Origin of the sequence: Zavarzinella formosa DSM 19928, from assembly GCF_000255705.1 — a bacterium.
Taxonomy (GTDB): domain Bacteria; phylum Planctomycetota; class Planctomycetia; order Gemmatales; family Gemmataceae; genus Zavarzinella; species Zavarzinella formosa.
This window is the reverse complement of sequence record NZ_JH636442.1, coordinates 753,088-764,719: the sequence shown is the minus strand read 5'-3', so window position 1 is coordinate 764,719 and position 11,632 is coordinate 753,088. Positions and strand designations below refer to the sequence as shown.

General features: G+C 64.2%; 15 protein-coding genes and 1 pseudogene. All 16 read left to right on the top strand.

The genetic code is table 11. From position 1 onward, the window contains the following. Positions 1-1,141, top strand: a 1,141-nt coding sequence (locus BGIM_RS58215) for a phage tail sheath protein (protein ID WP_202947299.1), incomplete at its 5' end; no start/stop codon positions are given. A gap of 19 nt (positions 1,142-1,160) precedes the next feature. Further along, entirely contained in the window at positions 1,161-1,592 is a 432-nt protein-coding gene (locus tag BGIM_RS0124515; RefSeq protein ID WP_020472363.1) for a hypothetical protein, read from the top strand. 3 nt (positions 1,593-1,595) lie between these two features. Continuing rightward, the gene (locus tag BGIM_RS52195) at positions 1,596-1,988 is read left to right on the top strand and encodes a hypothetical protein (RefSeq protein ID WP_020472362.1); all 393 of its coding nucleotides are present in this window, start codon (positions 1,596-1,598) and stop codon (positions 1,986-1,988) included. A 29-nt stretch (positions 1,989-2,017) separates the two neighbouring features. Continuing rightward, positions 2,018-2,140, top strand: coding sequence for a hypothetical protein (locus BGIM_RS67855; RefSeq protein ID WP_020472361.1), 123 nt, complete (start codon positions 2,018-2,020; stop codon positions 2,138-2,140). Further along, positions 2,137-2,625: a hypothetical protein gene (locus tag BGIM_RS0124500; protein WP_020472360.1), complete on the top strand. Its 489-nt coding sequence runs from the start codon at positions 2,137-2,139 to the stop codon at positions 2,623-2,625. The genes BGIM_RS67855 and BGIM_RS0124500 overlap by 4 nt, the downstream gene beginning before the upstream one ends. Continuing rightward, the gene (locus BGIM_RS0124495) at positions 2,626-4,377 is read left to right on the top strand and encodes a phage tail tape measure protein (RefSeq protein ID WP_020472359.1); all 1,752 of its coding nucleotides are present in this window, start codon (positions 2,626-2,628) and stop codon (positions 4,375-4,377) included. It begins immediately after the preceding gene. After that, positions 4,374-5,171, top strand: coding sequence for a hypothetical protein (locus BGIM_RS58210; protein ID WP_052639985.1), 798 nt, complete (start codon positions 4,374-4,376; stop codon positions 5,169-5,171). Before BGIM_RS0124495 ends, BGIM_RS58210 begins: the two co-directional genes overlap by 4 nt. 233 nt (positions 5,172-5,404) lie before the next feature. Then, positions 5,405-5,593 carry a hypothetical protein gene (locus BGIM_RS0124485; RefSeq protein WP_029630418.1) on the top strand — a complete coding sequence of 63 codons (189 nt, stop codon included), beginning with the start codon at positions 5,405-5,407 and terminating at the stop codon, positions 5,591-5,593. Further along, a complete protein-coding gene (locus BGIM_RS0124480; RefSeq protein WP_020472358.1) occupies positions 5,580-6,680 on the top strand; it encodes a phage late control D family protein in 1,101 nt (366 codons plus the stop codon). Before BGIM_RS0124485 ends, BGIM_RS0124480 begins: the two co-directional genes overlap by 14 nt. 8 nt (positions 6,681-6,688) lie before the next feature. After that, a complete protein-coding gene (locus BGIM_RS58205) occupies positions 6,689-7,321 on the top strand; it encodes a phage baseplate assembly protein V (RefSeq protein ID WP_162136286.1) in 633 nt (210 codons plus the stop codon). Between the two features lie 7 nt (positions 7,322-7,328). Next, positions 7,329-7,694, top strand: a complete 366-nt coding sequence (locus BGIM_RS0124470; protein ID WP_020472356.1) for a hypothetical protein — start codon at positions 7,329-7,331, stop codon at positions 7,692-7,694. 1 nt (position 7,695) lies between these two features. Beyond that, the gene (locus BGIM_RS0124465) at positions 7,696-8,817 is read left to right on the top strand and encodes a baseplate J/gp47 family protein (protein WP_020472355.1); all 1,122 of its coding nucleotides are present in this window, start codon (positions 7,696-7,698) and stop codon (positions 8,815-8,817) included. After that, positions 8,817-9,482 (top strand): hypothetical protein, encoded by a 666-nt coding sequence (locus BGIM_RS0124460; RefSeq protein ID WP_020472354.1) that lies wholly within the window; start codon positions 8,817-8,819, stop codon positions 9,480-9,482. Before BGIM_RS0124465 ends, BGIM_RS0124460 begins: the two co-directional genes overlap by 1 nt. Positions 9,483-9,495: 13 nt before the next feature. Then, positions 9,496-10,974 (top strand): hypothetical protein, encoded by a 1,479-nt coding sequence (locus BGIM_RS58200; protein WP_020472353.1) that lies wholly within the window; start codon positions 9,496-9,498, stop codon positions 10,972-10,974. Between the two features lie 148 nt (positions 10,975-11,122). Further along, complete coding sequence (locus BGIM_RS0124450; protein WP_020472352.1) at positions 11,123-11,440, top strand: hypothetical protein; 318 nt, start codon at positions 11,123-11,125, stop codon at positions 11,438-11,440. Then, positions 11,437-11,632 (top strand): annotated as a pseudogene (locus BGIM_RS65985) (hypothetical protein); the annotation flags it as partial. The gene BGIM_RS0124450 and the pseudogene BGIM_RS65985, both read left to right, overlap by 4 nt.

Here is an 11,632-nt window from a genome sequence, read left to right as displayed (position 1 = left end):
CAACAGCGGCCAGAGCGGCTTGCGCGGCCCCTCCCAACTCGTCGTCGCCAGCACGAGCACCGTGACGCTCACCCTGACCGCCAGATACACCGGCACGACCGGAAACACCCTGAAGGCCATCGTCGCCGCCGGTTCGGCGGCATCCTCCACCAAGGTCACCATCGCCCTTCCGGGCCAGGTGCCGGAGGTGTTCGACAACATCGGCACGGCGGCGGAATCCGCGAGCGCCAACTCGTTCGCCTCCGGCACGGACGGGGCGGCGACCATCACCTCCGCCGTCCTCGTCGGCCTCGACACCATTCCCCGCAAGGGCATGTACGCGCTGCGCGGCACGGGCGCTTCCATTGTGATGCTCGCCGACGCGGACGATTCGACCCAGTGGACCGGCCAGGTGGCCTACGGCCTCTCCGAGGGGAGCTACATGATTATGACCGGCCCCGCCGGTGACACGATCAGCAACGCCGTTTCCGCCAAGGCCACGGCCGGGATCGACAACTACGCCGCCAAACTCCTGTTCGGTGACTGGGTTTACATCAACGACAACGTCAACAACGTCGTCCGGCTCGTCTCGCCCCAGGGCTTCGTCGCGGGCGTGCTGGCGAACCTCTCGCCGGAGCAGTCCAGCCTCAACAAGCAACTGCTCGGCATCGTCGGCACCCAGAAAAGCTATGTCAACCAGCAGTACAGCAACGCCGAGCTTCAAACCCTTGGCGCGGCCGGGATCGACGTCATCACCAACCCGGTTCCGGGCGGAAAATACTTCGGCGCCCGCTTCGGGCACAACACGTCGAGCAACGCGGTGGTCCACGGGGACAACTACACCCGCATGACCAACTACATCGCCTCGACGCTGAACGCCGGGATGGGCATTTACATCGGCCGGCTCATCAGCCCGACCGAGATGAGACAGGCGCAGGCCACGCTCGACGGCTTTTTCCAGAACATGTTCCAGCAAAACATGATCCAGGGCTGGAAAGTGGTCCTGGACGCCACCAACAACCCGCAAAGCCGCACGGCGCTGGGCTACCAGCAGGCCGACGTGAAGGTGCGATACCTCGCCATCAACGAGTTCTTCCTCGTCAACGTTGAGGGGGGCCAGTCCGTGGTGCTCCGCAACGGCTCGCCCACCCCCGCCGTCTAGCAATTAAGGAGTACCGCCCATGCCCACCTACAGTTTCTCCGTCGGACGGGACGTTTCCCTCGTCGTCGTCACCAGCTACGGAACCCTCGCCTTCAACGGCCTGACCGATTTCACGGCCGACCCGATGACCACGGACATCAAGTCCAAGGGCATCGACGGCACGCCCCGCTTCGGCTTCATCCCCGACGGCTGGAAGGGCTCGTTCAAGCTCGACCGGCTCGACCCGAAGACCGACAACTGGTGGGCGCAGGTCGAGGCCGACTATTACGCGGGCCGCAACAGCCAGCCCGGCACCATCAACGAGATCGTCACCGAGGCCGATGGCTCCGTCACCCAGTGGCGTTATGACGGGGTCGTCCTGCGGCTGGAGAAGGCGGGCGACTGGGGCGGCGACAAGAAGGTCGAACAGAGCGTGACCTTCGAGGCCGCGCACAAGATCAAGGTGGCGTAGCCCATGGCCAAAGTAACCGTCCACCCGGAAAAGACCCCCTCGGAAACCATTGTCAAATCGGCAAACGAACTCGTTTACGTCACCGACAGCCGGGGCCGGAAGCTCGGCCTCCGCAAGCTGCCGTTCCTGGAGGAGTTCCGCATCGTCGAAACCGTGGGCGCCGAACGGGCGACCAACCAGGTGTACATGGGAATGCTCAACCCCATCATCCACATCGCGGAGATCGACGGCGAGAAGATCGACATCCCCCGCACGCACCCGCAGATCGAGGCGTTGATTAACCGGGCCGGGCAGGAGGGCTTTGTCGCCGCCTTTGAGGGCATTTCCAAACACTTCGCCGCCGGCCACAAGGACCTTGAGGCCCGAATAAAAAACGCGGACGGCACCCCGGACTGAGAAACCGCCTCTGGCTCGTCAAAAACGGGGTGCCGTTCGACGTCGCGTTCAGCCTGCCCGTCGAGGATGTCAGCGCCTACGGCATCATTTTCGGCGAGTTCGACGACAACACTTTTAACTGGAACACCTTCTCCTGGGACAAACGCCCGTGAAAACCTTCGGCAACATCACCTCTTTCGTCGAACACCTCGCGGCGGTCGCCGTCGCGGAGGAGATTTCGATCCGCAAGGGGCTGAGCCAGTCCATCGAGATTGTCGCCAAAGAGGCGAAGCGGGAGTTCGGGACCTACCAGGAACAAATCGGCCCGTTCGTCGCGTGGGCGGAACTGGCCGAACCGACCAGGGCGGACCGCGTCCGCAAGGGGTATTCGGAGGACAACCCGCTGCTCCGCAGCGGCGAAACCCGCGACAGCATCGGCACGGTGATTTCCGCCGACGGCCTTGAGGCGCAGGCCGGGTCGAATTCCGACGTCCTGCTTTATCAGGAACTGGGGACCGCCCATGTCCCGCCCCGTTCAACCCTGGGCGGGGCGATGGCGAGGAAGCTGCCGCAAATCAGGGAAATTCTCGGGGCCTCGCTGGTCGCGGGGCTGGCCGGGGAACAGGTGTTCAACCGCTTTTTGGAGATCGGGGAGTAGATGTTCGAGGCATACAAGGTCGGCGTCACGCTCGCTCTCACGAACCAGGTCAGCGGAGCGCTGGCCTTCATCGCCCGCGACTTCATCAAGGTCGACAAGGAGGCGAAAAAGCTCCAGGGCACGCTGAAGGAAATCAAACTGCTCGGCCTGTCCGGGGCGATCATCGGCGGCGCCGGGTTCATGGGCCTCGCGGCCATCCGGGGCGCGGTCAAGCCCGCCGGCGAGTACGTCCACCAGCTTGAACTGGCGAAAGCCGCCGGGATGAGCCAGTTGGAGATCGCGCAGGCCACCGGAGCCGCGTGGGCGACCACCGGCAAAGTGATGACGACCACCGCCGCCGAAAACATCAAGGCGGTCCGCGAGCTCCGAATGGTCTTCGGCGACACCGCCGACGCGATCAAATTCCTGCCGCAGATGCAGACGATCCAGGCCGTGCTCGACAACGTGCTTCACGGCACGGGGGGAGTCGGGGCGAAGGACGTGGCCTTCACCGCCGCCAAAATGCTGGAGTTGCGAGGGGCCTCCATGAATCCCGAAACATTCGGCCGGCAGGCCGACCTCATCACCAAGGCGGTCATCGCCTCGGGCGGGAAAGTCACGCCCCAGATGCTGCTGATGGCCCAGAAATTCGCCGGGATCGGCGGGACCAGCTTCTCCAACGACTTCATGTACGGCATCATGCCGACCATTGTCCAGGAACTCGGCGGCCCGAGCGCCGGGACGTCGCTGACCAGCATGTACCGCGCCCTCGTCGGCGGCCGCATGGACAAGCGTTCGCTGGCCGTCTGGCAAAAACTCGGCCTGGCCGACACCTCGCGCGCGGACATCGGCAAGGATCTCGCGATGGTCAATCCCGCGAACATCGCCGGGTCGGAATTGTTCAAGACCAACCCCTTTCAATACGTCCAGCAGGTTCTCCTGCCCGCCCTTCGCGCGCACGGCATCATCAGCCCGGCGGACCAGGGCGCCGTCATCGACCAGCTTTTCAGCAACCGCAACGCGGGCCGCATCGCCAACATTTTCGGCACGCAGGGGCCGCGCATCATGAAGGACTTCGACCTCATCGGCGGGGCCGGTTCGACCTCGGCCTACGCCCGAATGATGAAACACGACCCTGAAATGGGCTACCGGGCGCTGTCCGCGCAGTGGGAAAACCTCAAGACCTCGCTCGGCATCACGCTGGTTCCCGTGCTCATTCCCTTCCTCCGCAGCCTGACGGAGACCTTGAACTCGCTGGCCGGTTTCGCCCAACGGCATCCGACCCTGACCAAGGGGCTGATGCTGACGCTCACCGCGTTGTCGGGGCTGGCGGCCATCGGCGGCGGGTTATTGGTCGCCGGGGCGGCGTTCAAGCTCATGGGGGTCGGGCTGCCGCTCATCGTGACCCCCCTCCAAATGCTCGGCGGCATTCCGCTGGCCGGGATCGCGAGCGGGCTGGGTCTGGTGGGCGTCGCCCTTGCCGCCCTCGCGCCCGTCGTGTTCCACAAGCAGATCGCCGACGCCATCGACTCGAAGGCTCCGGGCATTGGTGATTTTCTTTACAAGGCGACCACCCCGTCCGAATGGTTCTCCACCGTCGGCGCGCCCAAAAACAACTCAAAACCCGTTCAAGTCAGCACGAAGGTCATGCTCGACGGCCGCCAGATCGCCAATGTCGTGAGCGGCCACCTGTACGACGACATGAACCGCGACCTCGGCAGCGGCGGCGGCTTCGACAACCGGCTCTCGTTCGCCGGGCCGGGCGTGCCGTGACGCCGGTCACTTTGACCCTCGGCGGGGTCGTGTTCGCCGATTTTGAAATCCCGGACTCGATCAACTCCGGCGGCGAGCACATGCTGGCCGTCCACAAATTTCCGGGCGGAGGCCGGGTCATCGACGCCCTCGGGCCGGACGACGCCGACATCCGATGGTCGGGCAGGTTTCGCGGCTCGGACGCCGAGGAGCGGGCCTTGCTGCTGGATCACATGCGACGGCAGGGCGCGCAGGTGTTGCTCGCCTACAGCCTGCACCGCTACCAGGTGGTCATCCGCGAGTTCACCGCCAATTTTCAGTTCGGCGGGCTGGAAATTCCGTATTCCCTCGCCTGCGCGGTCGTCCTCGACGAGACGCAGGCCCTCGCCTCGGCCGCCGTCGGTTTTGTCGAGTCACTGGCCTCTGACCTGGTCGGAGCCACGGGCCTGAGCGGCGTGATCGGGGATTCCACGATCAACGCGGCGGTCGGCGGCGTCGCCACGGCCTTCGGCAATTACCAGGCGGGCGTGCCAAACACCACCAACGCGCTGGCGGCGGGCGCGGCCGTCGCCGAGGGGCCTTTGCTTGCCGCACTTCAAACATCAATCACCGGGGCGCAATCCGTCACGCGGGGCGTGATCGACACGACCAACTCCTCGATCAACACGCAGCCGGCCCCGTCCGGGGGATCGCCTTCGGCAATGGCCGGGGCCGTCTCCTCGTCGGCGTCCGCCTTCGGACAACTCGGCAATCTCTACCAGCTATCCGCCCTGCTGGGACGGATGGGCGTCAACACCGCGAACAAGGGGAGTTGATGACAAATCAATGTTAATAATTAATTGTACAAATAATATAAATATATGATATCAATGTGCAGTCTGTTTACGAGGAAGGCCGTTTCGGAACACGTATTTCGAATCAGCACGGCGTCACGCATAAGGTTAACATCTAAGGTGCCGGATAGTGAAATAGCTATGAATGGCCTCCCCCGCAAGCGGATTTTACAAGCAATAATAGCGAAAGCCTCGCCAGCAAGGGTAATTGAGTTGTGCGCACGATAACAGTCGCCGGGGGCGATCTGTTCACCCTCGCCCTGCAATATCTCGGAGACGCCACCCAATGGAATCGCATCGCCCAAGCCAACGGCCTGATCGACCCGGTCCTGTCCGGCGTCAACACGCTGAATATCCCGTCAACGAACTCCAACGCGGGCGGGGGCGTCTTTGTCCCCGCCTGACCTGAACAATCCCCGGCTGGCGGCCGGAGCCGCGCGGCAGCCCCGCTGCGCGGTCACGGTCAACGGCGTCACCCTTTCCGGGGTGGTCGAGGCCGAGGTCACCAACGCAAGCCACTTCACCGCCGACACCTTCCGCGTCGTCTGCTCCGCCTCCGGCCTGCAACCGGCGTTCGGACCGGCCTATTGGGCGCTGTCCGTCGGCGACCTGATCGGGGTTTCCGTCGGATTTGCGGACGCCGCGCCCGTCCAACTCATCCTCGGGCAGGTGGACGACGCGCAATATGACCCGATCAGCCGCACGCTCACCCTTTCGGGACGCGACCTGTCCGCGCCCCTCATCGACGCCAAGACGGCGGAGAAGTTCGTCAACCTGACCTCCAGCCAGATCGCGGAGCAACTCGCGCGGCGTCACGGCCTTGAACCCGTGGTTGAAGCCACGTCCGCCAGGGCGGGGAGCTACTACGAGATCGACAACGTCGTCCTGACGCAGGAGCAGACCGAGTGGGACCTGCTCGTCTACCTCGCCGGGCGGGAGGGCTTTGACTGCTGGGTGAGCGGGAACCGGTTGTTTTTCCAGCCGTCGCCCGCCGCCGCTTCCGTCCCCTACAAGCTGGTGTGCCAGGCGTCGGAAAACGGCCTGAACTCAAGCGCCCTCGACATCAAACTGAGCCGGTCGCAGACGCTCGCCCGCGACGTGATCGTGAAGGTGCAAAGCTGGAACCAAAAGCAGCAGCGGAGTTTTGTCGTGACCTACAAGGTCACCCAGGCCTTCAAGAGCCAGCGGAGCGGCGGGAAAAGCCAGACGTACAGCTTCACCGTGCCAAATCTCGACCGCGACCAGGCATTGAAACTCGCCAAGGCGAAGGCCGAGGACATCACCCGCCACGAACGGGTGCTGACCGCCAGCCTGCCGGGGGACAACCTGCTGACGACCCGCTCCATGGTGCAACTCGTCGGCACGAACACCGCCTGGGACCAGAACTATTACCCCGACACCGTCACCCGGACCCTCTCGGTCGGGGGCGGTTACCGGATGGAACTGCGGGCCAAGAATCACAGCACCCAAAGCACGGTGACGCTCGGATGAGCCAGGGAATGCAGAACATCATGCGGCGGGAGGCCGCCCGGCAGGCGGGCGAGAAATCCCCGCCCCGCCGCGGCATCGTCAGCGCCTACGACCCGGATCATTACGCCGCCAAGGTCGTCATCCAGCCGGAGGGCCACGAAACCGGCTTCATCCCGGTCGGCTCGCCCATGGTCGGCGACGGCTGGGGCATGTTCTGCCCGCCGACGCCCGGCGACGAGGTGGACGTGCATTTTCAGGAGGGGGGCAAGAACGCGGCCTACGTCTCGCTGCGGTTCTTCGGCAATCAGGCCCGGCCGCTCAGCGTCCCTTCCGGCGAATTCTGGCTGGTTCACCGGTCGGGGAGCTTCCTCAAATTCCTCAACGACGGGACGGTCGAACTGAACACGGCTGGCGATTTGAACGCCACCGTGGGCGGCCAGGCGAACCTGAGCGTCACCGGCAAAGTGGTGGCGTCGGCGTCGGAGTTCGATCTGACCGGCGACCTGAACGTGACCGGAACGATCACGGCCAGCGGCGACATTTATGACAACGGCCGGACCGACAACAGCATGAACCACATCCGCGCCGTTTACGACACGCACACCCACGGCGGCATTCAGGCGGGCGGCGGAAACACCGCAGCCCCCAACCAGCCCCTTTAGGAGAACCATGCCGGACATCGGACATTATTTCAGCGGCGATTTGCAACTCGGGGCGACGGGCGACCTGCTCGTGGCCGACGGCGTGCTCGAAAGCCGCCAGCGCATCCTCCGCCGCCTGCTGACCAATCCCAAAGATTACATCTGGCAGCCCGGATACGGCGCGGGCCTGCCGGGGAAAATCGGCCTGCCCCTCGACGAGGCGGCGCTCGACACGCTCATCCGCTCGCAGATGTTTCTTGAGCAAAGCGTCGTTCAGAACCCCGCCCCGCAGATATTCACCTCGCCCATCCCGAACGGCATCGACGCGCAGATTCAGTACGTGGAGGCCGGATCGGCGCAAACCGCAACCCTCAGCTTTGATGTGACCCCCTGACATGGCCCTGCAAACATATCGATTCTCCGAGATCGTCGGCAACATCGCCGCCGCCGTCCAGTCGTCCGCCTCGGCGCTGACCGACTTCACCGTCGGCTCCGTATTGCGGGCCATTGCCGAGGCGACCGCCTCGGTCTGCCTGTGGCTTCAGGCGATCATCCTTCAGGTTCTCACCCTGACCCGCGCGGCCACGAGCAAGGGGGCAGACCTCGACAGTTGGTGCGCCGACTACGGGTTTGAGCGCCTTGAGGCATCTGCATCAACGGGGCAGGTCACATTCGCACGGTTTACGGCGACACAGCAGGCCCTGATAGCGGTCGGCGCCACTGTGCAAACTTCCGATGGCTCTCAAAACTTCACCGTCACTCTGGACACGACAAACTCCGCCTACAATCCCACCCTCGGCGGTTACGTCATTCCGGCCAACACCGCCAGCGTCAGCGTGCCTGTTGAGAACACTGTTTCTGGTTCGTCCGGGAACGTGCAGGCCAGCACGATCGCCGTCATTACCAAACCGATCCCCGGCGTCGATACCGTCACGAATACCGCCGCATTCACCAACGGCATCGATGCGGAATCCGACCCCGCCTTCCGCATCCGCTTCGTCGCGTACCTCGGTTCCCTGTCGAAGGCGACGGGCGCCGCTGTCGCCTACGCGGTCACCAGCGCGCGGCAGGGGTTGGATTACACCATCACCCAGAATTATGCCTACAACGGAACCTACCAGCCCGGATACTTTTATGTTGTGGTGGATGACGGCACGGGCCACCCTTCGGACACGTTGCTCGCCAACGTCGCCAACTCCATTGACGCGGTTCGCGGACTCACGATCAACTTCGGCGTGTTCGCCCCCGTCGTCACCACGGCGAACGTCGGCATGGTCCTCGCCACGGCGGCCGGACACACGCACGCCACGGTCGTGGCGGCAGTCACCACGGCGCTGACGGATTTCATCAACTCGCTTCACGTCGGGGTTTCCCTGCCTTACACCCAGCTTGCGGGCATCGCCTATGACGTGCCCGGCGTGGCGAACGCGACTTCGATCACCCTCAACAGCGGCACCTCCGACCTCGCCGCCGACGACCGGCACAAGATCGTCGCCGGGACGATTGCGGTCGCCTGATGCCCGCCGGATCGCAATCCGACATCGTCTCCCGCCTCAAGGGGGCGCTGCCGAACGGCTGGTTTCAGGGGGACACGCCGGTCCTCGACGGCGTCCTGAACGGCGTCGCCTGGGCTCTTTCCAAGATTTATGACACGGCCGCCTATGCGAAACTTCAGACGCGGGTTTCGACGGCGACCGACGGGTTTCTCGACCTGATCTCGGCCGATTTCTTCGGCGCGGACCTGCCCCGCAAGCCGCTGGAGGCCGATCCCGCCTTCCGGGCGAGAATCCTCGCCCAACTCCTGCTCGAACGCGGAACCCGCCGGGCGCTGATCCGCGTCCTGCAACTCCTCACCGGACGCGCGCCGAAAGTGTTTGAGCCCGCCCGTCCGGCCGACACCGGCGGATATGGCACGACGATCCTCGGTTACGGGGTCGCCGGTGGGTACGGCTCGCTCGCCTGTCCGTATCAGGCGTTCGTGACGGCGTACCGTCCCGTGGGCCAGGGCATACCGAACGTCGGGGGCTACGGAAGCACGGTCGGGGGCTACGGAGCGCCGGGCCGGCTTGAGTACGCCAACCCGAGCCTCATTCAGGGCGCTGTCACGGACTCGGACATTTACGCGGCCATCGACTCGGTCAAGCCGGCCGCGACCATCATTTGGACTCAAATCATCAGTTAATCAGGAGGTTATTTTGGACAGACAAATCGTATACACGGGGGCCATCCCCCAGGACACCGACCTCCTTCAGCAGAACAAGAACGCCATGATCGGCCTTGGCTATCTCATGCTGGCCGTCATGGGTTCGGCAACGCTGGTTGACGGGCTTGCCTGCACACCGAACAGTCCGGCGGCGCTCAACGTGCTGGTGGGTCCGGGTTCGATTTACAGCCTCGCGGCGGTCGACGCCACCGCCTACGGAAGCATCGCCGCCGACACGGCCGACCTGATCGTCAAGCAGGGAATCGTGATGACGACGCAAACCTTTTCCACCCCCGCCCCGGTGACCACCGGCCAGTCCGTGGTGTACCTGATCCAGGCGGCCTATCAGGACGTTGACGGCGGCTCGACCGTCCTGCCTTACTACAACGCCTCCAACCCGTCCGTGGCGTGGAGCGGCCCGAACAACACCGGGATTTCACAGAACACCGTCCGCAAGGGCGTTTGCACGGTTTCGATCAAGACGGGGGTCGCGGCCACCACCGGCACGCAGACGACTCCGGCCCCTGACGCGGGCTTCACGGGGCTGTACGCCGTCACGGTGGCGAACGGCCAGTCCACGGTCACCAGCGGCAACATCAAGACGCTCCCGACCGCGCCGTTCATCGGCACAAAACTCCCGAACATTCTTGCCGCGATCCAGCAGGACGCGCCAAATTACTCGATGGACACGAGCGGTTCGGCAAACACCATCACCGTGACCCTGTCGCCCGACCCCGGCACATTGGACTCCGACATGGACGGCATGCCGATCCGCGTCAAAGTGGCAAACTCCAGCACCGGGGCGACGGTGATGAACGTGAACGGCCACGGCAACATCGCGTGCAAGACCACCAGCGGGTCCGACTTCACCACCAACACAGTGGTGGCCAACGGGATTTACACGTTCGTCTACGACGCCAACGGCAACCGCCTGCAACTTCAGGGCTTCACCGCGGCCAGCGGAACCGGCCTGCTCCCGGCGAACAACCTCTCGGACGTGTCGAGCGCCCCGACGTCGCTTTCCAACCTCGGCGGCGCCCCGCTCGCAAGCCCGGCCTTCACCGGAAACCCCACCGCCGCGACCCAGACGGCGGGCAACAGTTCGACCCGGCTGGCAACCACCGCCTTCGTGAACTCCACGGCCCTGACGCTGGCCAACGGCACGACGGCGACCACGCAGTCCGCATCTGACAGTTCGACGAAATTGGCCACCACCGCGTTCGTTCAGAGCAACATCGTTGTCACGCCGCTTGGTGTCAATTCACTGGTCCTCGCCGCGCACACGAGCGGGACCGTGTCGGCCGGGGGGACCGTGGCCGGTTCGAGCCTCACTCCGGTCGTCCTGGTGTTCGCCGGGGCCTCGTCGGGCGTCACCGCCACGGGCGACACGCTCACCGGGACGTGGCAGTCGCTGATGACCTACGGCAGCGCGGCATCGGGCAACGTCGGGCTGTGGCAGCGGATCTCGTGATGCCCCGTCGGATGTCAAGTGAATCGTCGGCGCCCGTGCGATGCCGGCCGGATTTTGATTTCAATGTGCGCCGGACGCCGGAATTGCGTTGCGCGAGCGGCGTGTCCGTTATAAACTTGGGAAAAATTGAAAGCCCGCCGGAGGTGATTTGCAGATAGACCCCGACACCGTTCGCTGGTTTCTTTCCGGCATGTTTTTCATCGGCGGGACGCTCATTTCCTGGCTGCTCAGCCGCCAGGTCGCCCAACTGGACGAAAAATTTGAAAAGCAGGGCGTCGAAGTCGGCGCCGCCCACGGACGGATCGACCGGACCAACCAGACGCTGGCCGACGCCCAACTCGACATCGCCAAAAACTACGTCAGCAAGATGGAACTCAAGGAGCAGTTGGAATCCCAACTCGGGCCGCTGCGCTCGGACATGCGGGACATCAAGGACGACGTCAAAGCCCTGTTGAAACGACCATGACCGACCGCTCGCTCGACGACCTTCATCCCGCCTTGAAACCGCTCTGCCAGCAGTGGCTCGACCAATGCCATGCGAGAAACATCAATGCACGGGTGATCGAGACATATCGCTCGTCAGCCGAGCAGGACCGGCTGTTCGCCGTCGGCCGCGATGCAAGTGGAAACGTGACCGAAAGGACGCTGACCAAGGCGA

What these genes read in the sequence shown, in the direction of transcription:
- BGIM_RS0124515 (WP_020472363.1), top strand. Translation starts at nt 1,161, where the DNA reads ATGCCCACCTACAGTTTCTCCGTCGGACGGGACGTTTCCCTCGTCGTC.
- BGIM_RS52195 (WP_020472362.1), top strand. Translation starts at nt 1,596, where the DNA reads ATGGCCAAAGTAACCGTCCACCCGGAAAAGACCCCCTCGGAAACCATT.
- BGIM_RS0124495 (WP_020472359.1), top strand. Translation starts at nt 2,626, where the DNA reads ATGTTCGAGGCATACAAGGTCGGCGTCACGCTCGCTCTCACGAACCAG.
- BGIM_RS58205 (WP_162136286.1), top strand. Translation starts at nt 6,689, where the DNA reads ATGCAGAACATCATGCGGCGGGAGGCCGCCCGGCAGGCGGGCGAGAAA.
- BGIM_RS0124470 (WP_020472356.1), top strand. Translation starts at nt 7,329, where the DNA reads ATGCCGGACATCGGACATTATTTCAGCGGCGATTTGCAACTCGGGGCG.
- BGIM_RS0124465 (WP_020472355.1), top strand. Translation starts at nt 7,696, where the DNA reads ATGGCCCTGCAAACATATCGATTCTCCGAGATCGTCGGCAACATCGCC.
- BGIM_RS0124460 (WP_020472354.1), top strand. Translation starts at nt 8,817, where the DNA reads ATGCCCGCCGGATCGCAATCCGACATCGTCTCCCGCCTCAAGGGGGCG.